Genomic DNA, 26539 nt, shown 5'->3' with positions numbered 1-26539 from the left:
CTGTAAGGGAAATCCGCCGCCTATGGCATCGAGCTACGAAGACCGGTCCTGGGCGAGCGAGGACGGGCTCAACCTGCATTATCGATATTATCCGGGGCCAGCCGGGTCGGATCGACTGCCTGCTGTTTGCATGCACGGTCTGACACGCAATGCTCGCGATTTTGCCGATCTTGCCGAACAAATTAGCGAAACACGCCGCGTTATCGTGCCCGAAATGCGCGGGCGCGGGATGAGCGATTATGCGCCGGATTCCGATACCTACAATCCACTTCAATATGTTGCCGATGTGGAAAGGCTTTTGGGCGAGGAAGGCATCGACCGCTTCATCGCGATCGGAACGTCCATGGGCGGATTGATGACCATGATGCTAGCGCATGCGAAGCCGGGCCGCATCGCCGCGGTGGTGATGAACGACATCGGGCCGGAGATCGACACATCGGGCATTGAACGAATTGCCGGCTATGTGGGGCAGGGGGGGAGCTACCCCACCTGGATACACGCTGCGCGCTCGCTAAACGAAGTGCACGGCGCGGCCTTCCCGGATTTCGACCTCGATCAATGGCTCGAGATGGCGAAACGAACGCTCAGCGTGTGCCAGAATGGAAGGATCAGCTACGATTACGACATGGCCATTGCGGAACCCTTTGCCAAACCAGGCAATGCCGCTCCTGCCAATCTGTGGCTTGCATTCGAAGCTTTGCGGGATGTCCCGATGGTATTGATACGCGGCGAGCTGTCCGACCTTCTCACGCCGGAAACCGTGAAACAGATGCAGGCCCGCAATCCCAAGATGAGCACCGTCATCGTGCCGCGAGTGGGCCATGCACCGACACTGGATGAACCCATCGCACGCGCGGCGATCAACGAGCTGTTGGCCAGCGCGGAATGACCGCCACGCCGCGAATACTGCACTGCCACTCGACTTTCGCTGCAGAAGGGGGAGGAGCGCGCAGCGCTCGGCTGATAAACACTTTCGGGAAAGGCCTCACGCATCAGATCGTATCTGCCGAGCCGGATCGGATGGATGCGCGTACACTCATCGACCGGCGAGCAACCCAAGTCGGCTATCCTCACGACTTTCCCTCGCTTTCTGGACGTCCCACACCGGGCCGATTGATCGGCATCGCGCAGGCGCTGAAGCCGTACGACCTGATCCTGACCTACAATTGGGGCGCGATGAACGTCGCGATGGCGCACACCGTGTTTGCGCAGCAGCTTGGCTTGCCACCGCTGATCCACCACGAGGGTGGTTTCAATGCAGAGGAGGCGCAGGAGCTGACTTTCTCTCGCAATTGGTACCGCCGGATCGCCTTGGGCCGGGCGCATTCGCTGGTCGTACCAAGCCAATCGCTAGAGAAGATCGCGATCGATGTATGGAAACAACCGCGTCAACGCGTGATCCGCATACCCAATGGCATCGACACGAAGAGCTTCGCTCGCAGGCCTGACACCGGTGGCCTTCGCCTCGTCAAACGCAAGGGCGAGAAATGGATCGGCACGCTCGGCGACCTGCGTGCGGTCAAGCAATTGCCTTTATTGGTCGCAGCGGTCGCGGACCTTCCTGACGATTATCACCTCGTCATTTTCGGCGACGGTCCTGAAAAGGATGCCATACAAAGCGCAGCAGTCGAGCATGAGATTAGCCACCGTGTCCACATTCCCGGCGCTGTCAGTGATCCTACCGAAATAATGGGCCTCCTGGACATCTTCGCGATGTCCTCGAAATACGAACAATTTCCGCTTGTCATGATCGAGGCGATGGCTGCGGGCCTTCCCATAGTCGCGCCCGATGTTGGCGATATCAAAACGATGCTGGCCGAAAAGAACCGCGAATTCATCTCTGTACCAAGCGGCTCCGAGGCACTTGGCGCGATGCTGGCAGAATTCGTTCGCGATCCCGATCTTGCGAAGCAGGTCGGTGCGGAAAACCGCGAGAAAGCGCGAAAACTGTTCGACGTGTCTCGCATGGCAAAGCGGTACGGTGACCTTTATGCGAGTGCTTTGGGTGGCGCCTGGAAGGGGCCGCGAGAGAACGGCAGATGATGCTCGCTTAATGGGCGGTTCAAGTTGGCAACCGCATTTGAGGCGGGGAGAGACCGGACCAGTGTCGCGGTGCGGCATTGCGGAAGGGCGCGTGCCCGCCTAAAGGTCCGCCAAACACGCAAATGGCATGAGGAAAAGAGCCCCGTGGCGCTAGGCCCAAAAGGTTCCAGGAACCCCGCAAAAGACACCATCCCCGCTGGCAGCGAGACGAGCGCAGAGGACGAAATCCTGATGCGTGAAATCGATGACGCCGTCCGGCAGGATGACGCGCAGCAATTCTTCAAGAAATACGGTGTAGCGCTGGGCTCAGCTCTGGTCTTGGGTCTGGCGGCTTTCGGCGGATATCTTGCGTGGGATCGATATCAAGAGGGGCAACTCGAAGCGCAGTCCGAAACGCTTGTAACTGCGCTCGATTACGCGCAGGCTGGGGATTTCGAACAAGCTGGCGAGACCGCGGCTTCACTGGTCGATTCAGGTCAGGCAGGCCCGCGCACTGCAGCGCGCTTCCTTCAAGCTGGGGCCGCGCTCGAACAAGGCAACACCGCCGAAGCAGTCGACCTGTATGCGGCGATTGCCGCTGACGCGTCTGCACCCGCGGTCTTGCGCGATCTCGCCCGCATTCGCGAAGTCGCCTCGAATTTCGATGACCGTGATCCTGCCGAAGTGATCGCCAAGCTCGAAGGACTGACCGAGCCGGACAATGCCTTTTTCGGAAGCGCGGCTGAATTGACGGCAATTGCTCACCTCGAAGCGGGCAACAGGGCCGAGGCGGGGGCACTCTTCGCAGCCATCGCAAAGGATGAAGAACAGCCTGAAACATTACGCACCCGCGCGCGGCAGATGGCGGGATTACTAGGCGTCGATGCAATCGACGATGTCGAGCAATTGCTCGAAGATGAAGGTGTTGATGCAGAGCAGGGGCTGGTGCCCCTCTCGCAATAAACGCTTTCTCCCAGGGGTTAAGCACTGCCCATAGATATTTGGACGGACGAATGATGATTACACTGTATCGAGCCAGAACTGCACTTGTTGCAGGTGCATTGGCGGCAACGCTGACAGGCTGTTCCGGCGGTCTGTTCGGCGGCGGAAAAAAAGAAACGCCGACTGTCGGTGACCGTATGCCGATCCTTTCGCGCATCGAGAGCGGGGCCGAAGTTGATCCCGCGCTTGCAGGCATCAGCGTGGTGCTTCCGCCAGCGCAGGTAAATGCTGAGTGGGCGCAAGTCGGCGGTTCGGCCAGCAAATCCTACGGCCATCTGGCGCTCGCGGAGAGTCCGTCCCGCGCCTGGACTGCAAAAATTGCTGGCGCCAGTAACCGGGAACGCCTCGCGGCAACGCCGGTGGTTGGCAGTGACAAGCTGTTCGCAGTCGGTTCGGACGGCACGATTCACGCGTTCAATAAGGAAACAGGAGCAAAAGTGTGGAGCTCCGACGCGGTGATGGAGGATGACATGCGCCCGTCCGCATTCGGCGGCGGTGTCAGCTACGATAGCGGGCGGCTCTACGCCACTAACGGCGCTGGTGAGGTAAAGGCGCTGAAAGCCGGCACGGGCGAGCAAATCTGGAAGGTGAAGCCTGCCGGGCCGCTGCGCGGTTCGCCGACGATCGCCTTCGGGCAAATCTTCGTCATGACGCAGGACAACCAGATTATTTCGCTCCAGGCCTCGGATGGTTCGCTGGTTTGGGATGAATCCGGCTCCACCACGCAATCGGGCGTGTTTGGCGTAGCTGCTCCGGCTGCCGGCCAGGGTACGGTAATTGCAGGCTATTCAAGCGGCGAACTCAATGCTTATCGTTACGAGAATGGCCGCGTACTGTGGGCAGACGCTCTGGCGCGCACCAACATTTCCACGCAGGTCAGCTCGATCACCGATATCGATGCGGATCCGATTATCGATTCCGGCCGCGTATACGCGCTTGGGCAGGGCGGCCGGATGGCGGCTTACGAACTCGTAACCGGGCAGCGCATCTGGGAACTGAACCTTGCCGGGATTTCCACGCCCGCAATTGCTGGCGAGTGGATTTTCACCTTAACCGATGATGCGCGTCTGCTGGCCATTGCGCGTTCGACGGGCCGTGTACGCTGGATCACTCAGCTACAGCAGTACCGCGATGAAAAGGACCGCGAAGGCCAGATATTCTGGACCGGTCCGGCGCTTGCTGGCGGCCAGTTGTGGGTCGCGAGTTCGCGCGGTGAAATCTGGCGTGTGAGCGCTGGGGAGGGCTCGTCCCAGCTGTTCGACGATATCGACAACTCGGTCAGCCTACCGCCGATCATCGCAGGAGAGCATCTCTATGTGCTGGACGATAGCGGGACCATTCACGCTTATCGGTGATTGGCTGCTGACCGAACGATCACTGAAGACACACGCGAAATAACTGCGTTTGCTTTGTATGAGCAGGCTAAAGCAGCGGCGCTCCGTCATCTGCCTGGAATTTCAGCGCTTCCGTGACCTTTACATCGAGTGATGCCAGCGCCTTTTGAAAAGCCGCCATATGCGGTTCCTGAAAGTGTGAGACCAGCGCCGCCTCATCGACCCATTTTTCGGTAATGTGCAATGTGGAGGGGTCGATGACGTCCTGCGCATAGGCATAGCTGATGCAGCCGTCCTCCTTGCGTGAGGCCTCGACCATGCTGGTGAATGCCGCTCGCCCAGCCTCCAGCGCACCTTCGCCCAGTTTGGCCTCGGCCAGTACGATCAGCATGACGTCTCTCCTGTCAGAACGCGTATTTGTAGACCCGCGACACGTCGCCGTTCCATTCGCCGTGATAGGCGTCGAGAAGGCGCTGCGCCGGGACTTTCCCGGTGCTGACGATTTCGTCCAGCGTCTCCAGATAACCGGTCTCGTTGTCGCCGCTCGCATTGAGGCGCCCACGTGCCGCTAGTCCCTGATGCGCGATCTTCAAAACGTCGCGACCAAGGTCCTGCATCGTTCCTCCGCCGGGAAGCTTTGTGGCAAGGCCAAAGCGCGGCACTTCGTTCCGTAGTCGCTCACGTTCCTCCATCGACCAATCCCTGACCAGATTCCAAGCAGCATCGAGCGCGCTCTGATCATAGAGCAGGCCGACCCAGAACGCCGGTAGCGCACAGATCCGGCTCCACGGACCTCCATCTGCACCGCGCATCTCGAGGAAGCTTTTTAAGCGAACCTCAGGGAAGGCAGTCGAGAGGTGGTCCCACCAATCGCTCGCGGTCGGCCGCTCGCCGGGAAGCACTGACAACTTGCCTTCCATAAAGTCACGGAAGCTGAGGCCTGCGGCGTCGATATACTTGCCGTCTCGGAATACGAAATACATCGGCACGTCGAGCATGTAGTCGGTCCAGCGCTCGTATCCGAAGCCGTCCTCGAACACGAAAGGCAGCATGCCCGTGCGGTGCGGATCGGTGTCCGACCAGATATGGCTGCGATAGGAAAGATATCCGTTCGGTTTGCATTCGGTGAAGGGAGAATTGGCAAACAACGCGGTCGCTAGCGGTTGCAGGGCCAAGCCGACACGAAACTTCTTCACCATGTCGGCTTCGGACGAATAATCGAGATTGACTTGTATTGTGCAGGTTCTCAGCATCATGTCGAGGCCGAGAGCCCCGACCTTCGGCATGTGCCGCATCATGATCTCGTATCGCCCCTTTGGCATGATCGGGAGTTCCTCGCGGGTCTTATCGGGCCACATGCCGAGTCCGATAAAACCCACACCGCAGCGTTCGCCGATCTGTTTGACCTGGTTCAGGTGCCGGCCGGTTTCCGCGCACGTTTCATGCAAGTTTGCAAGCGGTGCGCCCGACAACTCCAACTGGCCTGCAGGTTCAAGACTGACGGTACCGTCAGCCCCGCTCATTGCGATGACCTTGCCATTTTCCTCGATTGGCTCCCAGCCGAACTCCTGCAAGCTCAGCAGGATATCACGAATGCCGCCCTCCTCGTCATACGATGGGGCATGCTTGTCGGATTGGTGATAGACGAACTTTTCGTGTTCAGTCCCGATGCGCCAGTCGGCTTCTGGCTTTTCGCCCCCGATCATGGGCGCGATCAGGTCCTCCCGGCTTTGGATGATTGGCTCGTTGGCGTCTGATGCTTCGCGTGTGCTCATTCGGCTGGGCACCTTCCTCTGTTTCGGGTTGCCTTAGGAAACCGATTCAGGCGTGGAAAGCGCAAATTGCGTTGCTCGCAACAAAGTTATTCTGCTTCCCGCCAATCGCCCGCGGTCGCCATCCATATCGAAAGCGCCGCAATCGCAGCGGTTTCGCCGCGCAAGATACGCGGACCAAGTGAGATAGCGCGGGCTGACGGGTGCGCGCGGATCGCCTCTCGCTCGGCATCGTCGAAGCCGCCTTCGGGTCCGATGATAAGCGCTACCGGGCCGTCATGCGCAGCAAAAGTGTGCGCGGAGGGCGCGCCGCCCAGCTCGTCGGCGAAGAACAGGGCGCGGTCCGCCGGCCATTCGCGAAGCAGCGCCTCGAGCTTTGCCGGTTGAGCGACTTCGGGCAGGGCCGTGCGGGCGCATTGCTCGGCTGCTTCGGTCGTGATCGTGCGTGCGCGGTCCATATTTAGCTTGTCCGCGACGCAGCGCCTGGTCACGACCGGCTGAATGCGTGCGGCGCCTAATTCGGTAGCTTTCTCGAGCACAGTGTCGAAACGGTCTTTCTTGAGCAGTGCGGGGCAAAGCCACAGGTCGGGAACCTCCTCACGTACACGCAGCCGCTCGACTACCCGCACGATGACGCGCCGTTTCTCCACCCCGTCGATGCGGGCTGCCCATTCACCAGTTCGGTTGTCGCAAAGGACAACCGAGTCTCCTGCGCAAACGCGCATGACTTTAGCGAGGTAGTGCGCGCGAGCGCCGTCTAGCGCAAGAATGCACCCTTCGCCGAGCTCATCTTCGACAAACAGTCGCGGCGCGCTGCGCGGCGGCCATTCTGGTGTCCTTGGGCGCGGAGTGGCGGGCATGACTTTTCACTAGGCGGTGAGGAGGCTAGGGAGCAAGCCATGACCGCACGAATAGCACAATACGGGATCGCAGCAGTTTTTCTCATCCTTGGGGGATGGGCGCTGCTTGCACCCGGAAGCGTCATCGATCTCGCCTTCACCGAAGGATACCGGGAAAATACCTTCGTTACACGTTTCGTCATGGCGGCCTTTGGCTCGCAGGCGGTGCTGTTCGGGATCATGGCGCTGGTTGTACGCTGGACATCGGCCGGTTTTGCGGTGTTCGCGGTGCTGCTGTTGCCGTTCTTCGTGTTCAACTGGTATTTCCATTACGAAATGCCGGTGCTCAGTTCGATCGGGATGCTCGATTTTGCCGGGAATGTGACAATGCTGGCGCTCGCTATCATCGGTTGGCGCGCAGCGAAGAGTGACGAAGCCGTACTGTGAACAACTCGGTCGTTCCCGACAGTGAGCACCGCGGACTCGTCGAGCGCTTGCCGCAACTGCCCCGCGATCTCGCTCAGCTGGCGCGCTTCGATCGTCCGATCGGCTGGTGGCTACTTTTTTGGCCCTGTGTTTTCGGCGTCTGGCTTACCGGCGCAGGCTGGCAATTGCCGCTGCTAGGCTGGTTGCTGCTCGGGGCGATCGCGATGCGCGGGGCGGGGTGTGTCTACAATGACATCGTCGATGCTGATCTAGACAGGAAAGTCGCGCGCACTGCCGCGCGGCCGGTTGCGAGCGGGCGGGTATCGAAGAAAGCGGCGTGGGCATGGCTACTCGCGCTCTGTCTAATTGGTCTGGCAGTCCTGCTGCAATTGCGCTGGCAGGCGCAAATTGTCGCGCTCGCCAGCCTTGCGCTGGTCGCGGCCTACCCCTTCATGAAGAGGATCACCTGGTGGCCGCAGGCCTGGCTTGGCATGGTGTTCAATTGGGGATTGCTGGTCGGGTGGACGCAGCTACGCTTCGACAATTGGGAAGTCCTCGCCAGCATATACGCCGGATGTATCTGCTGGGTCGTCGGATACGACACGATCTACGCGTTGCAAGACCGCGAGGATGACGCGCTCGTCGGCATAAGATCCTCCGCGCTGCGCATGGGTGACAGGGTGCACGCAGGCGTAGGCCTTTTTTACGCGGCGACGATCAGCTTCTGGGGGCTTGGCATCTGGCTGTACCGGCCCGATTGGTTGGCGCTCCTCGCGCTCGCACCGGTAGGACTGCATCTGATGTGGCAGGTTGCGACGCTCGATCCGGCTGATCCGACAAATCCGCTAGAACGCTTTCGATCGAATCGTTGGGCCGGGGCGCTGATGGCTGCCGCGTGCTTCGTTGTCGGAAATGCGTGACGCATCACGCCTTTTTCAGGATTAGCGACAGCGCGAAAGCCACTAAGGACATATTCGTGGCGGCGCGTCGATCTGGATCCTTGGCGGCCACTACGGCGCGTTTGCCTCCATTTGATGACGTGTTTGGGCGGTTAGGAAACATAGGGCTGCGTAGCATCGGCTCGTTCATTGCTCGTCCCCCGCATAGCTTACGACCTCGAATTCAATTCCGTCCCAGTCGAGGAAATAGAATCGCCTGCCGGGCTCGTAATCGCCATGTGAAAACGGCTTGAGGCCTGCGTCGATGACGACCCTTTCTGCCTCAGCAAGGTCATCGACAATCAGTCCGATGTGGTTAAGCGGCTGCCCCTTCGCGAAATCGCCTTTCACCTGCTCGCTGGTGTAGAGCGCGAGATAGGTCGCCCCGTTGCCCGGTTCGCCGATATGGAGGGTATCGCCGCCAAGAGCGGAATGCCCGCGCCAACGTTCTTCCCAGCCAAGCAGTCCCTTAAGTAACTCCGCGCTTCGGTCAGGCTGTGTTACCGATAGATTGGCGTGCTCGATCTTTCCGTTTGGCATGGCTTGTCCTCCTGTTTCCGTGTTATCCGAATCGCCGGACTTGAGCAGGATGCAATCTCAACCTAACTTGAGATCAAGATATTTCTTCAAGGACCAGACTAATGGCTGCTCGCCTAAGCAAATCAGATCTCATACCCATCGGAGAGATGGCACGCCGCACCGGGCTTTCGGTGTCGGCAATCCGCTTTTATGAGGATAAGAGGCTGGTCGAACCGATCCGATCGTCAGGCAATCAGCGGCGTTTCCTGCGGTCTGATATTCGCCGGGTCAGTTTCATTCGCATCGCTCAGCAGCTCGGTCTGACACTCGGCGAGATCGAAGCGGAATTTGCCAAGCTACCGCATGGACGCACGCCGACAGCGCGCGATTGGTCCTCGATCAGCACCGCAATCCGCAGAGTACTCGATGATCGGATCGCCGAGCTGGAGCGCACCCGCGATCGCTTGGACGGATGTATAGGTTGCGGGTGTCTAAGCCTGAAGAAATGCGCGCTCTACAATGCTGACGACCATTTGGCAGCCAAGGGCCCAGGGCCGCGCCAGCTGCTCGCCGATTAGCCCTCGGGCCCAAGTTCCGGATCGAGATCGCGCGGGCGTGCGAAATGCACCAGCTCTGCGCAGTGGTTCTTCAGTTTCGCCCAGCTGTCGATATGACATTCGAGCACGGCGAAAGTGGCAGTCGGAAATTTGACCGAAGCTTCCTGAAACAGATCGTTCTCGCGGGACGGCGAAACCAGGTCGAGGAGCACCTCTTGCAAACCCGGATTGTGTCCTGCGATCAGGATTGCTGTCGGGTCGCTGGCGTCGGCCCGCGCATGATCCTGTACCGTTTCGAGGATCGTGTCGGAACTGGCGAGATAAAGGCGCTTGTCGAACTCTGGCGTCGTCGCGGGAAGGGCGGTTTCGAGGGTCGCGACCACGCGCGCTGCCGGGCTCGCCAACAGGTGGTCCCACTTGATACCGTGCGCACGAATGTGGTCGCCGATCAGTTTGGCACCGCGACGCCCGCGATCATTGAGGCCGCGATCGAAATCGCGCTGGGACACGTCATCCCAGTCGGACTTGGCATGCCGCAACAATCCGAGGATTTTGGTCACTCGCTCCAACTCCCAATTGCGCTTGCCAGACCGGGTCGGCGCATCTCACAGCGATCCTCAACACGTAAGTTGCCCGTGTGTAAAGGAAATGCGGCAGCCGCATGACTCTCGCCGAAGCGAAAAGCATGGGCTGCCGCCTCGGACCGGCGCGAGGAGAGCGTCGGCCGTTGGGGACTGTTGGAATGTCTATGCGCGTTCAGCAGTGGGTTGGCGCTGGCCTCCGAACATGACGACCGGCTTTGCGTTCTTGCGGAATTCTTCCTTGTAGCGCGGATGCTCTGTGCCCATCCAGCGATCCCACCAGGTGAAGTAGAACCCGTAATTATGCCGGTCGCTGTGGTGCAGATCGTGATGCGTCGTGGTGCTGATCCAGTCGGTCAATGGATTGTCGACCCAGCCGGCGGGAAACAATTCCGATCCTGCATGCGCCATCACGTTGCGGATGATCATATGCCACAGGAACAGGAACAGGGCGAAGCCGGCATAGGTGATACCAAGCAGGCTTGTGATAAGCAGGAAGATCGGCATGTACGCGGCCTCGACCATCGCCTCCCAGCTTGAAAAACTGTAAGCAGTCCACGGCGTCGGCGTACGCGATTTGTGGTGGTGAAGATGGGTCGCACGGAACAGCCGCTTGGAATGCATAGCCCGGTGGATCCAGTAGAAATAGGCATCGTGCACGACCACGATAAGCGCAAATTGCCACGCGATTGTAAGCAATGGCGCGTCGTCGAGCGCAAAATTTATGACCCCGATTTCCCGGCCTATCAAAGTCGCCATCGTAGTCACGCCGAACACGAGCACGGTTCTTCCGGAGGACAGTATCTCGCGCCGGTAATCCTTCATCCCGGCATTCTTGCCACGCTGGATTCGCCGGTTCGCCGCCCATGTGCGAAACACGAGCAGGAAGACCGTAAGCACGCCAGCTGCGATGACGTATCGGCCCCCATCGAAGTACATGACGTTCAGGAAATGCTGCCCGACCGTTTCGAATAGGCGTTCAAGGGACATTGGTGTGTCAGATGCCTTCATGGGGCACTCCCGTGGTTGTGAGACAACCGCTGACTAGCTGAGCTGGGCGAGCCGATCTCGTCAAGCTCACAAAATGTGCATCGATTTCGAAATCGAACGGTGTTTTTCAGTTTTGTTCGGTCACTTTGAGACCTTCACCGTTAAAGGACAAACGTCTGAATTCGCTGGGTGTGGTGCCTGTTTCACTACGAAAAGCGCGGTTGAATGTGGGCAGCGAATTATAGCCCAGATCCATCGCGATCGTCAGCACTGGAAGATCGACATCTTCGCGACTCGACAATTTCTCGCGCGCCTCGCCGATGCGATGGCGGTTCAGATAGGCAGAGAAATTGCGGTGGCCGAGTCGCTGATTGATGAGCGCGCGCAAGCGATGTTCTGGCGTGTCGAGCCGTTCGGCAAGAACCGCGATGGTCAGGCCCGGCTCGCGGTAGACACCTTCGGCCATCGCGGCCTGGAGCTTTTCATGGAGCACTTGCTCTTGAGGGGAGAGATCGAGTTTCGAAGGCTTTTCGGCCTCGGTCTCCTCTGGCATCTCGCCGAGCAACTCGCCCACGGTGCGTAGCAACGCGAGCCCGGCGAACAGAATGATCAAGAACATGATCAGCCCGACTATGAACTCGATGATCGGGATGTTCTGACGCAGCCCCGTAAAAAGTTCGAACAGCTCGTAGACCATTATCGCGACCGTTTGCGCGGCGGCGAAGAGCGGCAACCACAGACGTATGGCGCGGCGTTCCTCCATCAGATCGTCTTCGCGCTCTAGCAGCCCCACGCGGAGCAGGTCTGCCATCAAGCCGAGCGCGGCGAAATGGAGGATCAGAAAGCCTGCGCTTCCGGTGATGGGCACAAAGCTTGCGATGAACCAAGCGACGGTCATCAAGGATGCCACGGTAAAGATAATGCGCGCCTCTGGGTCGCGTTCGAACAGCCGGCGGGCGAACAGCCAGACCCAGAACGGCGTTGAGATGGCGAACAGGTCGATGAAGGGATCAAACGGTCCGCGGCCCAGCACGATTTCGCTCGAATTGATGAGATATGCGGCGGCACCCACCAGAGCGCCGACCAGTGGCACTTTGATGGCGGTCCGCGCCTCGCCCGCAACGAGCTGCGCGATGAGCATCAGTGCGGCCCCGATCGCGAATAGCCGGAGGTAGAAATCCCATTGCTCGATCATGGAAACATATCTGGCGGCTCTGCACTGGCCTTTCCAGCCGTTTCGTGGTCGCCATTCGGCTTTTCACCGATTTCCCCGCTGCGGACGCGCCCGAGCGCCTCGTCCAGAGTCACGCGGTGAATCGCAGTCCCGTCGGGAAACGCGCTGAGCAGGCGGCTGGGAAAGGCTGAGGAAAGCACGACGAAATGCCCATGATCGTCTTTGTTCCGAATCAGCCGTCCGAACGCCTGAGCGAGCCGGGCACGAATGATACGGTCGTCATATTGACTGCCGGATTCCGATGCGGCGCGGCGCGCCTTGTGCAGGATATCGGGCCGGGGCCATGGCACCGCCTCCAGCACCACACAGCGAAGGCTGCGGCCTGGAACGTCTACTCCATCGCGCAGGGCATCGGTGCCGAGAAGGCTGGCATGCGGATCATCCCGGAAAATATCGACCAGCGTCCCCGTATCGATGGGATCGACGTGCTGGGCATAAATCGGCAGGCCTTCACGTGCGAGCCGGTCAGCAATGCGGCCATGCACTGCACGCATTCGGCGGATCGCGGTGAACAGGCCCAGCACCCCGCCTTCGCTCGCCTCGATCAGTCGCGCATATGCACCTGCAAGCCCAGGCAAGTCGCCTTTCTTGACATCAGTCACGATCAGAACTTCGGCGCGGCTCGCATAATCGAACGGGCTTTGTGCGGCAGAGAGCAGCGGCTGGCTTTCGATATGCGCAGCACCGGATCGATGCAGCGCAGCCTCCCACGGATCGCCCGCTGCCGAACCGGTTAGATCGACACCGATCCGATCCGTCAAAGTGGCGCTGGTCAGCATGACACCGTGCGCGGGCTCGAGCACCACCTTGGAAAAAGGTTTCATCGGGTCGAGCCAGCGGCGATGGATAGCCACGTCAAATTCTCGTGCGTCGCTTCGATCCACTGCGAACCAATCGACGAATTCGGGATCGGCAGGCCCGCCAAGCCGCGCTAGCAGCGCTTCCCACGCCGCGATCAGATCGACCCGCCATTGAAGCGAGAACCTCGCGCCTTCGATCCGGGCTCGGCCTTGTCCATCGAGCCAGTCGGGCGGATCGGCGATGATCGCCTCGAGCCTGCCTGCAAGCCGGACAAGAGGGGTACGAATTGCCGAAAGGGCCTCCGCTGCACTACCGGCGGCCTCGATCACACCACCGGGCAAGCCGGACGCTTCGGTTTCGATGCCGTATCCGGCCTCCTGTCCACCGCTCTCATCGCGCGCGTATGTTGCCGCGCGCACAGCAAACAGCAGTGCTTCTATCGGGCCTAGCGGATCGCCTTCGCTAAGCCGTTGCAGCCACCCTTCGCTCGGCAGCGCCGCGCCTGCCTCGCATGCATCCTCGATCGCTTCTCCGCCAGCATCGTCATAACTCGCGACATCGGCGAGTCTTGCCGCGAGGCCTCGGCGCCGCCCCCTGTTCTTTCGCTCAGGACCGGTGATCCAGCGCCGCAGCTCGATCGCCTCTTGTCCCGACAACGTGGCGGCGAAGGTCGAATCTGCCGCTTCGAAAACATGGTGTCCCTCATCGAATATCAGGCGCGTGGGTCGCTGCGCATGGTCGCGCCCCCGTGCGGCATTGACCATCACCAGTGCATGGTTCGCTATGACGAGATCCGCTTGCGCGCTGTCACGACCCGAACGTTCAATGAAGCATTTTCGGTAATGCGGGCAGCCGGCATAAATGCACTCTCCGCGTTGATCTGTGAGCGCGACAATGCCGCGTTTGCGAAACAGCGTCCCAAGCCACCCGGGGAGATCGCCGCCAATCATGTCTCCGTCACGTGTGAATGCAGCCCAACGCGCGACGAGATGCGCTAGAATGGCGGGGCGACCAGCAAATCCTCCCTGCAATGCATCTTCGAGATTGAGCAGGCACAGGTAGTTCTCTCGTCCTTTGCGAACCACAACCGGAGGTGTGCCATCGGGGCGCTTTACCGGCCAGGCCCGGCGACTTTCGCTGCGTAGCTGGCGCTGGAGGTTCTTTGTAAAGGTCGAAACCCACACGGTGCCACCCGATGCCGCCGCCCATAGGGATGCTGGAGCGAGATATCCAAGGGTCTTTCCGATGCCAGTCCCGGCCTGGGCCAAGGCGAAGTGCGGCACTTCTTGCTTGTTGCGAGGGGCGAAGATCCGCGCAGTATCTGCGGCGTATGTTCGCTGACCTTCCCGCCTCTCCGCTTTCTCTCCAGTAAGATGATCAAGCTGCTGCAGCACGTCCTCTTCGGGCAGTTCAACCTGCCGGGGTGAGCCGCGCTCGGGTCTTTCCTCCCATTCCGGCAGAGTCGCAAACAGCCATTTTTCAGCCTTTTCCGGCCGGGCGATATGGGGTTTGATCACCTGGGCCCATGGCCAGCGCAGCCGCTCCAGCGATTGCAGCGCGCTCCACGCGCCTTCGCGCTCAAACCATTCGGGGTCTTCGCACGCGCCAATCAATGCGCCCGCGGCAGTTTGCAGGAAAGCCGGGACATCCTCGTCGGCGGCAGGCTGTTCTATTTCGAGCGCCTGCGCCAGTCCGCGCGGCGTTGGCACGCAGAACCGCGCCGGATGAACGAATGCGAACAACTCCAGCAAATCGAGCCCTGACAGGTCGGGATAGCCAAGCCGGTTGGCGACGAGCGGCGCATTTAGGATCAGGACCGGTGTGTCGGAGGCTGCCATAATCGCATCGCCCTTCGACACGGCACCGGTTGCACCGTTCGGCGGACGCAACCAGTTGCCACCGTGGCTGGCATGAAGCGCAGGCAGGGGGATCGGTTCACGAAAGGAGGTGGGCGGGCTCACCTTGGGAGAAATGCGGGAGCGGGAACGAAAAGTAAACGATTGCAGGCGATTGTTTATGGGGTTTTCCGAAGGAGGTGCGGTGATGCGCAAGTCGGTGATGATCGCATGTGCGCTGGCGAGCGCTTTTATTCCGACCAACGCGTCCGGATCAGATAAACGAAACTTCGCAGAGCAGACGGTTCAGCGACACGTCGAAGCATACCGATCAGGCGATATCGATCGGTTCGTCGCCATTTTCGCCAAGGATGCAACAGTGGTCTCTAACGGGATTGTCGTAACCGGCCACAAACAGATCCGCGCGAGTTATGCTGCCAATTTTGGTCCCGCAGCACCGTCAATCGATGTGGTCGAAAGCGGCATGGTCGACGACAGAGTTTACCTCGTGATCGCCTTCGTATTCGCCGATGGAACCAAGATGTGTTGCTCGTATTCCGAGTACACTGTGGTAAACGGCAAGATCAGTCATCTCGAAGCAAATTTTTGAGCCCTAGGACAGGATTTCAAATAAAATTCGGGCGACGCAGCCGAGAGTCAAACTGCGCCGCGTCGCCCTATGCCTGAATTCTCCCTAGAAACTCTTTTGCACGCCGACCGTGAAGCTGTAATCCAGCGGCATTTGCGGGCCGTTCAGGTCCTGCACGATGGGCAATCCGCCCTCAATACCGAGCCTCCAGCCTTTGAACACGCTGCCGGTCGCTGCGAAATTGACCCCTGCGAAGGCGGTGACTGTCTCGCCGCCTTGGAAATCGGGGTTTGCAGTCTGCACCGGCCCTCTGATTAGAGCGTCTATCCCATCGATCCGTCCAAGCGTCTCCGCCTGAACGCGTCCAGAGAGGGCCACTGCGGGTGAGAGCGAAGCCTGCCCCCAGATGGTTGCCATTGCGCGGTCGCCGAACGAATAGCCTTCGTCATTGTCGCCGAGCCTTACTGAGCCTCGGATCTGCGCGCCCCAGCCGAACGCGTCATTGCGGTCGATATAGGTGACGCCCGGTTCCAAATCCCATGTACCTGAGCCGATCTGCATCGGGTAAGGCGTGCGTACAGTCGGCCGACCACCCATCGGTGTGAGGATGTCATCCTCTTCCGTGATAGTGCCGGTTGGAATCGAGATGCCTGCATTAAGATGGATTGTATCGGTCAGGCCGATGAGCGCGGCGACCTTCGTATCGCCCAAATTGGCCGTGCGAGTGCGGAAGGTACCGAGGATGTCGGTCCCCATGCCGCCGGCGAAAGTGATGTGGTCCATCTCTTTCGTGATGTAATTGCCCATCACCATCAAAGTCACTTGGTCGGAAAGGCCGTACATCGCGCCCGCCATGTGCATGTCCATCCGCATCGAAGTCGGTACGATACGCAGGGTAGGTGGCTGACCGGGCGCGCCGAAGAAACGGTTGGGCACCGTCGTGGCGACCTGTTCGGGGGTGACGCTGTCCGTACCGATCTGAATGCCCGCCATGTCCATGTGCATGAACCGGTAGCTAATCATCCACTCGCCCTTGGAATGGCGGTGGTCGCCCATGACGCCAATCGGCGCATGGTCGAGAGCGTTGACGCCGCTCGATTTGGCATCGTCATGGTCTTCGTCGGCCAGGACGGGGCCGGCAGTGCACAGTGCACCGGTAAGTGCGAGCATACTGCCCGCCTTGAAAAACGCGTTCATAAAATTTCTCCTGAAGTCTGAAGTGGTATTCAGGTCAGGAGAGGAGGTCCGGTTGCATCATATGCAGGGAAGGGTGGCCGGGTCTTCAGCGCGCGGACAGGCGCAGGTTCCGCGAAATCGCGGTCCTGAGACGGTGCGGATGCAGTTGCGGCATCGGGCGGCAATGTCGGCCCGCAGGCCGAACAACAGGGATTGGCGGACGGGCTTTCGCCATGCTCACTATGGTGCTCGCCATCATGCTCATCACTGTCAGATGACAATACCGAGTGATGCGCCGACGCGGAGACGGTTGGAGCATTCGCAGCCAGCGCCCCATCCATGCAGCACGGCGCGCCGAAGACGCTGCGCAGGCCGATGGCCAGCAGCATCATTGCCAGCAGGAAAGGACGGGAAGCAAGATACATTGTTACCTTAGCTTTAGCGCAGGCAGTATAGGTTACAAGGGGTTGTTCCAGCATCGCCCATGTGCGACGCAACGATCGGGGGTCGGCACACAAGGATGTGAAGACCATGATCGATCTTTCCCGGCGACACTTCGTTGGCACTTGCAGTCTGGGCACAGTGGCTTTGCTTTCCGGTTGCGGTGGCGCTGCGGCACCAGCCAGGTCGGCTCGGACCACCGTCACCTATGAATTCATCCGTAATGCTACCGCCCGCTTGAGCTATGCAGGCATGACTTTGCTGCTCGATCCGATGCTTTCGTCCAAAGGTGCGCTTCAATCCTTCGCAGGCATCGCGCCGAATCCGACTGTGGATCTGCCCAAACCGGCAGAGGAGATTATCGCCGGCATCGACGGCGTGATCGTCAGCCATATGCACTCCGATCATTTCGACCCGGCGGCGACCGCGATGTTGCCCAAGGACATTCCGATGGTCACTCCGGACAACAGTTATACGCCTAATCGCGGGCCCGACGATCCTCGCCTTGCGTTCAAAGATGATCTGGAAAATCGGGGCTTCACAAATGTCTCGACCATGTCGGACGCCGGTCCGACGCAATTCGGAGCGGTTACCCTCCATCAAGTCTGGGGTCTCCACGGTCGCGGCCAGCTTGGCGTAGTGCTCGGCAATGTGAACGGTATTGTGCTGGAAGCAGAAGGTAGCCCGACAATCTACTGGGCAGGCGACTCCATCCTCGATGAGGATGAGGTGGGAGCTATACTTGAGCGGTTCCGCCCTGACATTGTGATCGCGCATACCGGCGGTCCGATTGTCGAGGCGCTTTCCCCTGAGATCATGCTGATGGATGCGGCGCAAGCCGTCCGCACCATGGAGATGGCAAAAGCCTTCAATGCGGACGTTAAGTTGGTCGCCGTCCACATGGAATCGCTCGACCATTGTTTTTCGACGCGCGAGGATCTGCGTGAAGCGATTGCGAACCTCGATGCTGATACCCGCGGTCGGTTTTACATTCCAGCGGATGGGGAGACGCTTCAGCTTTGATTTGTGAGAGGCGCCTCGCATGAAGCCTCCTGCCCTGCCGTGTTCGATATGGCATGGTACATGCGTGGCACCCGTCAGTCTTCGCGCTTGCAACATGGCTCCGCATCCGCATATGCGCGGTGTCATGACAGAAAGCACACTTATCGAAGCCGCCCGTTCGTCCAAGGCATGGCCTTTCCAGGAAGCACAGCGCCTCGCCAAACGCCTGCGGAACGGCAAGACGGCCAACGATGGGTCGCCTGAGCCTGTGCTGTTCGAAACGGGCTACGGACCATCGGGTCTCCCCCATATCGGCACATTCCAGGAGGTGTTGCGCACGACGCTGGTTCGCCGCGCGTATGAGGCGCTCTCCGGCGGCGCGGCGACACGGCTTGTCGCGTTCTCGGATGACATGGACGGCTTGCGCAAGGTGCCCGATAATGTGCCGCAACAGGAAATGCTGGCAGGACACCTTGGCAAGCCCCTCTCACGCATCCCAAATCCATTCAATTCGCCACATGACAGCTTTGCTGCACACAACAATGCAATGCTCCGCGAGTTTCTTGACCGTTTCGGGTTCGACTATGAATTCGTGAGCTCATCGGACCGATACAATTCAGGCGCATTCGATGATGCGCTGCGCGGCGTGCTGGCGAATTTCGATGCGATCCTCGACATCATGCTTCCGACCCTGGGCGAAGAGCGCCGCAAGACATATTCGCCCTTGATGCCGATCAGCCCAACGACCGGCGCTGTACTGCAGGTTCCGATCGAGGTGATCGATGCGCAGGCGGGGACAATCCGTTTCACCGACGAAGACGGCAATGTGGTCGAGCAAAGCGCGCTCGGCGGCAAGGCCAAGTGTCAATGGAAGGTCGACTGGGCGATGCGCTGGGTCGCACTGGGTGTCGATTACGAGATGTATGGCAAGGATTTAACTGACAGCGGGGTGCAATCGGGGAAGATTGCCCGCGTGCTCGGCGGGAACAAGCCTGAAGGCCTGATCTACGAACTGTTCCTCGATGCCAAAGGCGAGAAGATCTCGAAGTCGAAAGGAAACGGCCTCTCGATAGATGAATGGCTGGATTATGGCAGCAAGGACAGTCTCGGCTTCTATATCTTCGCCAACCCGAAAAGTGCCAAGCAGCTGCATGCGGGCGTCATTCCGCGTGCGATCGACGATTACTGGCAGTTCCGCGAGCGGCTTGCTGAGCAGCCCCTGGAAAAGCAGCTCGGCAATGCAGCTTGGCATCTGTTGCGCGCGAACGAGCATCACGAAGGGCCAGAGGCGCCCGGTGCGGGCGACAGTTTACCGGTGCCGTTCAGCCTGCTGCTCAACCTGGTCGGGGTGCTGGGCGCAGAAGCGAGCAAGGATGCGGTCTGGTCGTATCTCGACAATTATATCGAAAACGCCGATCCTGCCGCGCATCCCGAGCTGGACCTACTTGTTGAAAAAGCGATAAATTACAACCGTGTGTTCATCGCGCCTACGTTGAAAAAGCGTGCGCCTGTGGGACCAGAGATCGATGCGCTAAAGGCGCTGGATTCAGAATTGGCGCGGGTCGAGCCGGGCATTTCGGCGGAAGAATTGCAAACCATCGTCTACGAAATCGGCAAGCGCGAAGAATATGGATTCGAAACCTTGCGTGACTGGTTCCGGGCGCTGTACGAAACACTGCTCGGTAGTGATCAGGGGCCGCGCATGGGCAGCTTCATCACGCTTTACGGGGTCGAACCAAGCCGCAAACTCATTGCGGAGGCGCTTGCCAAGGCCTGAGTGCCGAAGTCATGGCACCCGCTGCCCTATTTCCAGGTGCGGGTCCGGTACCACTTTGTAATGACGTACTTGCTGCCTTTCAGCACGGGCGTACCAGCATGCATGGTGGCTTCGTTGGGTGTGCCGTCAGGCCGAGCATTGTTCCATACCAGCAGCACTCCAGGCTTCGGCTCGATATTGATGCCGATCTCTGTGAAGTGGGTGCCGCCGCCTTCTTCCACCGCGTTGAGATAGGCCATCGCGGTCCAGCTGCGCTGGCCGCCGCGCTTGCGCTCGAGCTCCCAATATTTTTCCGAGGTGTAGAACCAGTCATTGTGCGGTTTGAACTGCTGGCCGGGAAGGTAGCGCTGACCCTGAATTGCTTCGCCAACGACCGGATTCATGCCCAGCAGATCGTCGATCCGCCGCGATATTGCCATAACGAAGCTGTCGAGTGGATCCAGATCGCCTGAATACGAGGTGCGAAAGCCGCTCTCATAGCCGAGTTCATGCAAGGACGATGGCCGCGCGACCAGATCGATCATCACGCACAAGCGCTCGCATTCCGCGGCGCTGAGAAAATCGCCGATTGCGAACATGTCAGCTTTATCGGTGTCGACCTTGTACGCACCCGGATCGGCTTCGAGCCGTTCGCGAACGGTCTTTCCTAACCGCTTCAGCGCGGCCTGATCGGGAATCACATCCGTTTTCGCCATGCGCGTTGATTAGCAATTGACGCAAAGGCTGCAAACAAGGCGTGCTACAAAAGAAACCCCCGCCGAATTGCTCCGGCGGGGGCATGTGCCTCATCGTAAAGGCGATGAAAATCGCGAGGGTCTTACCAGAAGAAGTCGTAGATCACGTCGACCACTTCACCGGTGTAAATATCGACGAGCGCGACGTCGTCGTAATACCGGACCCAGCGATACGGACCGTAGACCTCCGGGAGGCGATATGCCCACGGATCGTGGATATAATAGCGTGGCTGGAAAAACAGGTTGTCGAGGAAGAAACCTACGCGAAACCTGTTGTAACGGTGCGCACGGAACGGGGCGTAATACCGGCCAAGGCGAAACGCGTTGCGGTTCGATCCGCGCCAACCGCGCCAGTTGTACCGGCGGTGGCTACGCCATCCGCGATCCCAGCGCCGGAAATTACCATCACGATATCCATGGCGGAACCCTCGATTGTAAGCTCTGCGGTCGTTCCGGCGGAAGTCGCGTCGGTCACGCCTGAAATCGCGCCGGTCGCGGCGAAAATCACGTCCATCTCGGCGGAAATCCCTGCGCCGGTCAGCGCGGCGTTCTGCCCGCCTTCCTTCGCGGAAACCCCGATCGCGCGCGCGGTCGACGCGGCGCTCTACCCTGTCCGAGAAGCCACGATCCCGAATCCCGCGCCGATCGCCTCTCCGGTCGACGCGGTCAGCCCGGCGGTCACCACGGCGCTCGATGCGATTGGCGTTGCGGTCACCGCGGCGTTCTATGCGCTCTGCCCGGCGTTCGCTGCGGCGATCCACGCGATTTGCTGCGCGATCACGGCCCTGCCGATCGAGTCTGTCCGCACGGCGGTCTCCGCGGCGTTCGACCCGGTCAGCACGACGTTCGCTGCGACGGTCGACGCGGTCGGCCCGGCGCTCGCTGCGGCGATCGACACTTTCGGCGCGTCTTTCCGAGCGGGCACGGTCACCCCGGCCTTGCCATCGATCACCGCGATCGACGCGAGCGGGGTTGCGATCTGCAGCGCGGCGATCCTGACGTCCTTCACGGCGCTGGCCGCGATTCTGGCGAGCTTCGCGGCGTTCTCCACGTCGTTCTGCCCGGCGGTCTCGTCGGCCTTCAGGCTGTGCAGTTTCTGCGGCGGTTTCGGACTCGATTGCGCCGGTGGCGGCGTGCGCTTCCTCGGGTGGTGCGACGAGAGCCAACGCGAAAGCGAGAGCCGACAGCGCACTACCCTTCAATAACAAATTGATATTCAAGAGTGCCTCCTGTGTCGCCGCCCCACCACAAACGGCATTGGTAATTCTTTTCGATATGTTGCGGTCTAAAGGCGAGTCTCTGTCCTGATCCTTAACCGGTCATTCAGGCTTACGTTCATGTTGAAGGTGAGTTTTCTTAACAACTTGACGCACTGTGTCAAAGTGCCAATTGCAGGGCCGCCATGCTGCATACTTTCGAAGATGTGACCCGCAACGTGATCGACCGGCTGGCTTCAGCCGCGAAGGATCGGAAATCGCCAATGCACACGCCAGCGGTCGTAACGAGTGACGTGGACGCGCGGACGATGGTACTCCGCGATTTCGATGCCGCTGCGTGGACATTGCGTTTTCACACCGATACCCGCGCTCCGAAAGTCGCTGCAATTGAGGCCGATCCACGCATGGCGGTCCTGTTCTACGACAAGCCGGCCAAGATTCAGATCAGGGTGCGAGGCGAGGGACGTATTCTGCGCAGCGGGCTGATCGCGGACCGCGCGTGGGACCGCGGGGATAATTTCGCACGGCGCTGCTACCTGGGAGAGGGGCCTGGCACCGTCTCCGACGAGCCGATTTCGGGTCTGCCGCCGGAATTCGAAGGTGTCGAACCGGCTGATGAGGAACTGATCCCGGCGCGTGAGAATTTCGCGGTTTTGATGGTAGAGCTGAACGAGATCGACTGGTTCTACCTCGCGCATACCGGGCATGTCCGGGCGAAATTGGTACGCAGCGATGGGGATAGATGGGAGGGGCGCTGGGTCTCACCCTGATCGCCGCAGCGGCGATGGGTCTAGGCGGCAGCCTGCTGAGCACCCTTCGTTGGTTTGTCCGGACCCGTGGCCTGCTCGTCGTCCGATAGAATCACGCGGTTGCGGCCGGTGTCCTTCGCTTGGTAGAGCGCCTTGTCTGCACGGGTGAACATCGATTTGTAGCTTTCCGCGCGAAGCCGTTCAGTCGCGCCGAAGCTCGCGGTGAGGCGCACATTTTCGCTCATTCCCTCTATCTGCGTGGCGGACAGTTTCAAACGGAGGCGCTCGGCAAGGCCAAGCGCGGCTTCCGTGTCGGCGTTGCGGATCAGAATGCAGAATTCCTCGCCGCCGATGCGCCCTGCAAGGTCGTAATAGCGGATCTCCCGCGCGATCAACGCGCCGAATTGCGCAATGGCACGGTCGCCGGTCTGGTGACCCCAGATGTCGTTCACATTCTTGAAGTGGTCGATATCGGCGATGATCAGCGCGGCCCGAGTGTCTTCAACCAGTCCGGCGGCGAGCACTTCCTCGACTTTGGTTTCGAACGATTGCCGCGACAGGAGTCCGGAGAGCGGATCGATCTCCATTTCGGTACGCTGGTTGCGGAACTGGTCTTGGATGCTGGCCGCGATCAGCGTCAGGGCGAGAATCAGCGAGCCGAGCGCGATGGTTGCGTTGAGCACAGAATAATAGATCGTTTCGCGAAAGGCTACTTCGGTGATTCCGGTTTCGAAGATGAAAGAGAAGGCCGGGCGTACAAAGAACTGCGCCGCCGCGAGTATGACCATTGCGAATACAACCTTGTCGGACACTGTCTCGCGCGGCCTGCGCGCCATGATCTGCGCGCCCATGACGATCATCACGCCATGAGCAGTGTTTGTGATGTACAGACTGACGACTACGCTCGCTGCTGCCGATTGACTGACCACGAGCAACAGTCCGCTCGCGGCGAAGACGCCGATAAGCCCGCCCCAAGGCGTGGAAAAGCGGCTCCGCATGCAAAGTCCCGCGACAAGTGCAATCGTTCCGATCGAGAAAGGCACATGGGTGATCGGCACAACCGAAGGCAGATTCTGCAGATGGGCAAGGTGCGAAATAATGAACCCGATACCCAGCATGGCATACGAAACAACGAACGCCGCCAAGTCGCGGCGCGTGCGATCGCGCAGCCACATCAGAAGAAATGTGACCGAGAAAATCACCGCAACAAGCGGGTTGATCAATCCGAGTATGAGTTGCTGCACGCGTCCTTACCGTCCTTTGGCCAGTGAGCTATCTAGACGGCTTTGGTTAACGGAGTGCTTAGGACGAGGGCTTAATCGGCGCTGGTTGGAAATGGCGGTGGGTTGCGCTCCCGGACTGCGCCTTGACGTTGCCGTGGATAATGAGGTGGGTTGCGGGAGATACTTCCTGGAAGCTATTCAACGATTTCTGGCGCGATGGGTGAAGGCACTTCGTCAACCTCGATTTGCATACCATCAAACCATACCAGCGAGGTCAAAATCGATTCGACTCCTACTAGATTTTTGAAGCGAAACTCAATTTTTCCTCTGCGTTCTTCTCGAGAAGGAGTGCCGAAACTTGGCCGGATCTCGTCACCCTTCGCGAAACGTGCCTTCTTGAACCACTGAGTTTGTGACCCATCATCCCAGACAAGATCGCACTCCAAATCAATCCCATCTCCTCCAACATTGGTGATGAGATAATGGAAGGTGCGATTCCCGGCAGAACTGCTATTCCCTTGGGGAAGAACCCTCAGCTTCGGAGAAAGCTCCAAGCTAGCCCTCGCACCTGCTTCTCGGGCAGTCTCTCTGTCCAATTCTAACTGATCGCGTGTCACTTGAACCAATTGACGTGATTGTTCGACGGAGTTGTTGAGCTCCACTGCTTGGATTCGCAGTTCTTGACCCTGCTGCACGAACCCGAGGACCAGCCAAAGAAAGGCCAGCGGACTAAAGGCGCCGGCCAGAAAATCTCCAAGTTCATTTGGATCAAGGTCAAGCAGACTTTTGTCAAAATTCAGTGCCAGAATCCCTATGCCAAAGAGATAGGCGGAAGTGGCCACGGCACCCCACGAAAAAAGGGGCGTGCGCTCAGGCACGGTTTGTAGGGCGTCTTCGTTTGGATTCTTGCCTGCGCTCAACGCGTCAGCTTCTTGTAAGCCAACCGAGTGGGCCGATCCGCTGCATCGCCCAACCGGCGCCGCTTGTCCTCTTCATAGGCCTCGAAGTTGCCCTCGAACCACTCGACGTGTGAATTGCCCTCGAACGCAAGGATGTGCGTTGCAAGGCGGTCGAGGAAGAAGCGGTCGTGCGAGATTACCACGGCGCATCCAGCGAAGTTCTCGATCGCTTCTTCAAGCGCGCCCAGCGTCTCGACGTCGAGATCGTTGGTTGGCTCGTCCAGGAGCAACACGTTGCCGCCCTGTTTGAGCATCTTCGCCATATGCACGCGGTTGCGTTCACCGCCCGACAGCTTGCCAACATTCTTCTGCTGGTCAGCGCCCTTGAAGTTGAACGCGCCCACATAGGCACGCGTCGAGGTGTCGTGGCCGTTGACCTGCATGTAATCGAGTCCGTCGGAGATTTCCTCCCAGACATTGTTGGTCGGCGTCAGGTCATCGCGCGACTGATCGACGTAACCGAGGTGTACGGTGTCACCGATTTCGATGCTGCCAGTGTCGGGCGTTTCCTGACCGGTGATCATCTTGAACAGGGTGGATTTACCCGCGCCGTTTGGTCCGATCACGCCGACAATGCCGCCGGGCGGCAGTTTGAAGGAGAGATTTTCGAACAACAGCTTGTCGCCAAACGCTTTCGAGATGTTATTCGCCTCGATCACCTTGCTACCGAGCCGCTCGGGCACCTGAATGACGATCTGCGCCTTGCCCGGCTTGCGATCGTTTTGCGCATCCTGAAGCTGTTCGAACTTGCGGATCCGCGCCTTCGACTTGGTCTGGCGTGCGGCAGGGGTCTGCTTGATCCATTCGAGTTCGCGGCTGAGCGCCTTTTGACGACCGGATTCCTCGCGGCTTTCCTGTTCCAGCCGCTTGGCTTTCTTTTCGAGATAGGTCGAATAATTGCCTTCATACGGGTAGTAGGAGCCACGATCGAGCTCGAGGATCCATTCCACCACGTTATCAAGGAAGTAGCGATCGTGGGTGATCATCAGCACGGCGCCAGCATACTCCTTGAGATGGTTTTCGAGCCATTCCACGGATTCCGCGTCCAAATGGTTTGTCGGCTCGTCCAGCAGCAGGATCGATGGCTTCTGGATCAGCAGGCGGGTGAGGGCGACGCGGCGTTTCTCACCGCCTGAAAGATTGGTAACCGGTGCATCTGAGGGCGGGCAGCGTAGCGCCTCCATCGCGATTTCGAGCTGATTGTCGAGCGTCCAGCCGTCGACCGCGTCGATCTTTTCCTGCAGCACGCCCATCTCTTCCATCAGGGCGTCGAAATCGGTTTCGTCTCCCGGATCGCCCATCTCTGCAGAGATCGCATTGAAGCGCTCGACCATTTCAGCGGTCTCGCCTGCGCCTTCACGCACGTTTTCAAGCACGGTTTTGCTTTCATCGAGCTGCGGTTCCTGCGGAAGGTAGCCGACCGTGATATTCTCGCCCGGCCAAGCCTCGCCAGTGATGTCTGTATCGATCCCCGCCATAATCTTCATCAGCGTCGATTTGCCTGCGCCGTTAGGGCCGACGATCCCAATCTTTGCGCCTTGGTAGAACTGCAGGTTGATGTTGCTCAGCACCGGTTTTTGAGCGCCGGGGAAAGTCTTGGTCATGTTCTTCATGACATAGGCGTATTGCGCGGCCATTGCGGGTCGTCCTTCATGGGTCGAATTGTTTGAATTCTTCGACAGCCAGATAGGGCCGGACCGGCGCAGAGGCAAGGCGGGTTTGGCTCCCATTGGAAGAGCAACAAACATTGCTAGGCCGGTCATTTGGAAAGAACGCCTTAACCTTATTCTCCTAACCCCTGACGCTCGGGACGCGAGGGGTC

General features: G+C 59.4%; 27 protein-coding genes. 11 read left to right on the top strand and 16 right to left on the bottom strand.

What is annotated here, in order from left to right; translation table 11 throughout:
- The first annotated feature begins 22 nt into the window (after window positions 1-22).
- From KCG45_RS00445 to KCG45_RS00430, 4 genes are all read left to right on the top strand, one after another.
- Entirely contained in the window at window positions 23-889 is an 867-nt protein-coding gene (locus KCG45_RS00445; RefSeq protein WP_218315195.1) for an alpha/beta fold hydrolase, read from the top strand.
- The gene (locus tag KCG45_RS00440; protein ID WP_218315194.1) at window positions 886-2043 is read left to right on the top strand and encodes a glycosyltransferase family 4 protein; all 1158 of its coding nucleotides are present in this window, start codon (window positions 886-888) and stop codon (window positions 2041-2043) included. Before KCG45_RS00445 ends, KCG45_RS00440 begins: the two co-directional genes overlap by 4 nt.
- A 144-nt stretch (window positions 2044-2187) precedes the next feature.
- A complete protein-coding gene (locus tag KCG45_RS00435; RefSeq protein ID WP_369410704.1) occupies window positions 2188-2985 on the top strand; it encodes a tetratricopeptide repeat protein in 798 nt (265 codons plus the stop codon).
- A 50-nt stretch (window positions 2986-3035) separates the two neighbouring features.
- Entirely contained in the window at window positions 3036-4379 is a 1344-nt protein-coding gene (locus KCG45_RS00430) for a PQQ-binding-like beta-propeller repeat protein (protein ID WP_218315193.1), read from the top strand.
- 67 nt (window positions 4380-4446) lie between these two features.
- On the opposite strand, the gene KCG45_RS00425 is transcribed toward KCG45_RS00430, so the two are convergent.
- The 3 genes from KCG45_RS00425 to KCG45_RS00415 form a co-directional block, all read right to left on the bottom strand.
- Complete coding sequence (locus tag KCG45_RS00425) at window positions 4447-4749, bottom strand: putative quinol monooxygenase (RefSeq protein WP_218315192.1); 303 nt, start codon at window positions 4747-4749, stop codon at window positions 4447-4449.
- 13 nt (window positions 4750-4762) lie between these two features.
- A complete protein-coding gene (locus KCG45_RS00420) occupies window positions 4763-6133 on the bottom strand; it encodes a glutamate--cysteine ligase (protein ID WP_218315191.1) in 1371 nt (456 codons plus the stop codon).
- An 86-nt stretch (window positions 6134-6219) separates the two neighbouring features.
- Window positions 6220-6990 (bottom strand): 16S rRNA (uracil(1498)-N(3))-methyltransferase, encoded by a 771-nt coding sequence (locus tag KCG45_RS00415; RefSeq protein WP_218315190.1) that lies wholly within the window; start codon window positions 6988-6990, stop codon window positions 6220-6222.
- A 39-nt stretch (window positions 6991-7029) separates the two neighbouring features.
- On the opposite strand from KCG45_RS00415, the gene KCG45_RS00410 reads away from it, so the two are divergent.
- Window positions 7030-7416 carry a hypothetical protein gene (locus KCG45_RS00410; protein ID WP_218315189.1) on the top strand — a complete coding sequence of 129 codons (387 nt, stop codon included), beginning with the start codon at window positions 7030-7032 and terminating at the stop codon, window positions 7414-7416.
- Window positions 7413-8315, top strand: coding sequence for a 4-hydroxybenzoate octaprenyltransferase (gene ubiA, locus KCG45_RS00405; protein WP_218315188.1), 903 nt, complete (start codon window positions 7413-7415; stop codon window positions 8313-8315). Before KCG45_RS00410 ends, ubiA begins: the two co-directional genes overlap by 4 nt.
- 165 nt (window positions 8316-8480) lie before the next feature.
- Here the strand turns inward: ubiA and KCG45_RS00400 are convergent, their stop codons facing one another.
- Complete coding sequence (locus KCG45_RS00400) at window positions 8481-8873, bottom strand: VOC family protein (RefSeq protein WP_218315187.1); 393 nt, start codon at window positions 8871-8873, stop codon at window positions 8481-8483.
- A 101-nt stretch (window positions 8874-8974) separates the two neighbouring features.
- On the opposite strand from KCG45_RS00400, the gene soxR reads away from it, so the two are divergent.
- Complete coding sequence (gene soxR, locus KCG45_RS00395; RefSeq protein WP_218315186.1) at window positions 8975-9430, top strand: redox-sensitive transcriptional activator SoxR; 456 nt, start codon at window positions 8975-8977, stop codon at window positions 9428-9430.
- On the opposite strand, the gene KCG45_RS00390 is transcribed toward soxR, so the two are convergent.
- The 4 genes from KCG45_RS00390 to KCG45_RS00375 all read right to left on the bottom strand — a co-directional run bounded on the left by KCG45_RS00390 (window position 9427) and on the right by KCG45_RS00375 (window position 14853).
- A complete protein-coding gene (locus tag KCG45_RS00390) occupies window positions 9427-9969 on the bottom strand; it encodes a SixA phosphatase family protein (RefSeq protein WP_218315185.1) in 543 nt (180 codons plus the stop codon). The genes soxR and KCG45_RS00390 overlap by 4 nt on opposite strands.
- A gap of 186 nt (window positions 9970-10155) precedes the next feature.
- Window positions 10156-10980 (bottom strand): sterol desaturase family protein, encoded by an 825-nt coding sequence (locus KCG45_RS00385; RefSeq protein ID WP_218315184.1) that lies wholly within the window; start codon window positions 10978-10980, stop codon window positions 10156-10158.
- Between the two features lie 127 nt (window positions 10981-11107).
- Window positions 11108-12175, bottom strand: a complete 1068-nt coding sequence (locus KCG45_RS00380; RefSeq protein ID WP_218315183.1) for an AraC family transcriptional regulator — start codon at window positions 12173-12175, stop codon at window positions 11108-11110.
- Entirely contained in the window at window positions 12172-14853 is a 2682-nt protein-coding gene (locus tag KCG45_RS00375; RefSeq protein WP_255547874.1) for an ATP-dependent DNA helicase, read from the bottom strand. The genes KCG45_RS00380 and KCG45_RS00375 overlap by 4 nt, the downstream gene beginning before the upstream one ends.
- 178 nt (window positions 14854-15031) lie before the next feature.
- Here KCG45_RS00375 and KCG45_RS00370 point away from each other — a divergent pair, with 178 nt between their 5' ends.
- Entirely contained in the window at window positions 15032-15460 is a 429-nt protein-coding gene (locus KCG45_RS00370; RefSeq protein ID WP_218315181.1) for a nuclear transport factor 2 family protein, read from the top strand.
- Between the two features lie 84 nt (window positions 15461-15544).
- Here the strand turns inward: KCG45_RS00370 and KCG45_RS00365 are convergent, their stop codons facing one another.
- Both KCG45_RS00365 and KCG45_RS00360 read right to left on the bottom strand, forming a co-directional pair.
- Complete coding sequence (locus KCG45_RS00365; protein ID WP_218315180.1) at window positions 15545-16636, bottom strand: transporter; 1092 nt, start codon at window positions 16634-16636, stop codon at window positions 15545-15547.
- A 29-nt stretch (window positions 16637-16665) separates the two neighbouring features.
- Window positions 16666-17040 (bottom strand): hypothetical protein, encoded by a 375-nt coding sequence (locus KCG45_RS00360; protein ID WP_218315179.1) that lies wholly within the window; start codon window positions 17038-17040, stop codon window positions 16666-16668.
- Window positions 17041-17146: 106 nt separating this feature from the next.
- Here KCG45_RS00360 and KCG45_RS00355 point away from each other — a divergent pair, with 106 nt between their 5' ends.
- Window positions 17147-18079 carry an MBL fold metallo-hydrolase gene (locus tag KCG45_RS00355; RefSeq protein ID WP_218315178.1) on the top strand — a complete coding sequence of 311 codons (933 nt, stop codon included), beginning with the start codon at window positions 17147-17149 and terminating at the stop codon, window positions 18077-18079.
- A gap of 124 nt (window positions 18080-18203) precedes the next feature.
- Window positions 18204-19835, top strand: a complete 1632-nt coding sequence (locus KCG45_RS00350) for a lysine--tRNA ligase (protein WP_218315177.1) — start codon at window positions 18204-18206, stop codon at window positions 19833-19835.
- A 26-nt stretch (window positions 19836-19861) separates the two neighbouring features.
- Here the strand turns inward: KCG45_RS00350 and KCG45_RS00345 are convergent, their stop codons facing one another.
- The 3 genes from KCG45_RS00345 to KCG45_RS15565 all read right to left on the bottom strand — a co-directional run bounded on the left by KCG45_RS00345 (window position 19862) and on the right by KCG45_RS15565 (window position 21761).
- Complete coding sequence (locus KCG45_RS00345; protein ID WP_218315176.1) at window positions 19862-20530, bottom strand: prolyl hydroxylase family protein; 669 nt, start codon at window positions 20528-20530, stop codon at window positions 19862-19864.
- 122 nt (window positions 20531-20652) lie between these two features.
- On the bottom strand, window positions 20653-21330 hold the full coding sequence (locus KCG45_RS15570) for an RcnB family protein (protein ID WP_369410703.1): 678 nt from the start codon (window positions 21328-21330) through the stop codon (window positions 20653-20655).
- Window positions 21294-21761 carry a hypothetical protein gene (locus KCG45_RS15565; RefSeq protein ID WP_218315175.1) on the bottom strand — a complete coding sequence of 156 codons (468 nt, stop codon included), beginning with the start codon at window positions 21759-21761 and terminating at the stop codon, window positions 21294-21296. The genes KCG45_RS15570 and KCG45_RS15565 overlap by 37 nt, the downstream gene beginning before the upstream one ends.
- A gap of 210 nt (window positions 21762-21971) precedes the next feature.
- On the opposite strand from KCG45_RS15565, the gene KCG45_RS00330 reads away from it, so the two are divergent.
- Window positions 21972-22556, top strand: a complete 585-nt coding sequence (locus tag KCG45_RS00330) for a PNPOx family protein (RefSeq protein WP_218315174.1) — start codon at window positions 21972-21974, stop codon at window positions 22554-22556.
- A 20-nt stretch (window positions 22557-22576) separates the two neighbouring features.
- Here the strand turns inward: KCG45_RS00330 and KCG45_RS15560 are convergent, their stop codons facing one another.
- The 3 genes from KCG45_RS15560 to ettA form a co-directional block, all read right to left on the bottom strand.
- Entirely contained in the window at window positions 22577-23779 is a 1203-nt protein-coding gene (locus KCG45_RS15560; protein WP_218315173.1) for a GGDEF domain-containing protein, read from the bottom strand.
- A 173-nt stretch (window positions 23780-23952) separates the two neighbouring features.
- Window positions 23953-24678 carry a hypothetical protein gene (locus KCG45_RS00320; protein WP_218315172.1) on the bottom strand — a complete coding sequence of 242 codons (726 nt, stop codon included), beginning with the start codon at window positions 24676-24678 and terminating at the stop codon, window positions 23953-23955.
- Window positions 24675-26354, bottom strand: coding sequence for an energy-dependent translational throttle protein EttA (gene ettA / locus KCG45_RS00315; protein WP_218315171.1), 1680 nt, complete (start codon window positions 26352-26354; stop codon window positions 24675-24677). The genes KCG45_RS00320 and ettA overlap by 4 nt, the downstream gene beginning before the upstream one ends.
- Window positions 26355-26539 lie beyond the last annotated feature (185 nt).

Origin of the sequence: Erythrobacter ani, assembly GCF_019204025.1 — a bacterium.
In the GTDB taxonomy this organism is placed as follows: Bacteria; Pseudomonadota; Alphaproteobacteria; order Sphingomonadales; family Sphingomonadaceae; genus Erythrobacter; species Erythrobacter ani.
The sequence above is the reverse complement of the archived record's forward strand: the minus strand, read 5'-3'. Positions and strand labels throughout refer to the sequence as shown.

What these genes read in the sequence shown, in the direction of transcription:
- KCG45_RS00445 (WP_218315195.1), top strand. Translation starts at nt 23, where the DNA reads ATGGCATCGAGCTACGAAGACCGGTCCTGGGCGAGCGAGGACGGGCTC.
- KCG45_RS00440 (WP_218315194.1), top strand. Translation starts at nt 886, where the DNA reads ATGACCGCCACGCCGCGAATACTGCACTGCCACTCGACTTTCGCTGCA.
- KCG45_RS00430 (WP_218315193.1), top strand. Translation starts at nt 3,036, where the DNA reads ATGATGATTACACTGTATCGAGCCAGAACTGCACTTGTTGCAGGTGCA.
- KCG45_RS00425 (WP_218315192.1), bottom strand. Translation starts at nt 4,749, where the DNA reads ATGCTGATCGTACTGGCCGAGGCCAAACTGGGCGAAGGTGCGCTGGAG.
- KCG45_RS00420 (WP_218315191.1), bottom strand. Translation starts at nt 6,133, where the DNA reads ATGAGCACACGCGAAGCATCAGACGCCAACGAGCCAATCATCCAAAGC.
- KCG45_RS00415 (WP_218315190.1), bottom strand. Translation starts at nt 6,990, where the DNA reads ATGCCCGCCACTCCGCGCCCAAGGACACCAGAATGGCCGCCGCGCAGC.
- KCG45_RS00410 (WP_218315189.1), top strand. Translation starts at nt 7,030, where the DNA reads ATGACCGCACGAATAGCACAATACGGGATCGCAGCAGTTTTTCTCATC.
- KCG45_RS00400 (WP_218315187.1), bottom strand. Translation starts at nt 8,873, where the DNA reads ATGCCAAACGGAAAGATCGAGCACGCCAATCTATCGGTAACACAGCCT.
- soxR (WP_218315186.1), top strand. Translation starts at nt 8,975, where the DNA reads ATGGCTGCTCGCCTAAGCAAATCAGATCTCATACCCATCGGAGAGATG.
- KCG45_RS00385 (WP_218315184.1), bottom strand. Translation starts at nt 10,980, where the DNA reads ATGTCCCTTGAACGCCTATTCGAAACGGTCGGGCAGCATTTCCTGAAC.
- KCG45_RS00380 (WP_218315183.1), bottom strand. Translation starts at nt 12,175, where the DNA reads ATGATCGAGCAATGGGATTTCTACCTCCGGCTATTCGCGATCGGGGCC.
- KCG45_RS00375 (WP_255547874.1), bottom strand. Translation starts at nt 14,853, where the DNA reads ATGGCAGCCTCCGACACACCGGTCCTGATCCTAAATGCGCCGCTCGTC.
- KCG45_RS00370 (WP_218315181.1), top strand. Translation starts at nt 15,032, where the DNA reads ATGGGGTTTTCCGAAGGAGGTGCGGTGATGCGCAAGTCGGTGATGATC.
- KCG45_RS00365 (WP_218315180.1), bottom strand. Translation starts at nt 16,636, where the DNA reads ATGAACGCGTTTTTCAAGGCGGGCAGTATGCTCGCACTTACCGGTGCA.
- KCG45_RS00360 (WP_218315179.1), bottom strand. Translation starts at nt 17,040, where the DNA reads ATGTATCTTGCTTCCCGTCCTTTCCTGCTGGCAATGATGCTGCTGGCC.
- KCG45_RS00355 (WP_218315178.1), top strand. Translation starts at nt 17,147, where the DNA reads ATGATCGATCTTTCCCGGCGACACTTCGTTGGCACTTGCAGTCTGGGC.
- KCG45_RS00350 (WP_218315177.1), top strand. Translation starts at nt 18,204, where the DNA reads ATGACAGAAAGCACACTTATCGAAGCCGCCCGTTCGTCCAAGGCATGG.
- KCG45_RS00345 (WP_218315176.1), bottom strand. Translation starts at nt 20,530, where the DNA reads ATGGCGAAAACGGATGTGATTCCCGATCAGGCCGCGCTGAAGCGGTTA.
- KCG45_RS00330 (WP_218315174.1), top strand. Translation starts at nt 21,972, where the DNA reads ATGCTGCATACTTTCGAAGATGTGACCCGCAACGTGATCGACCGGCTG.
- ettA (WP_218315171.1), bottom strand. Translation starts at nt 26,354, where the DNA reads ATGGCCGCGCAATACGCCTATGTCATGAAGAACATGACCAAGACTTTC.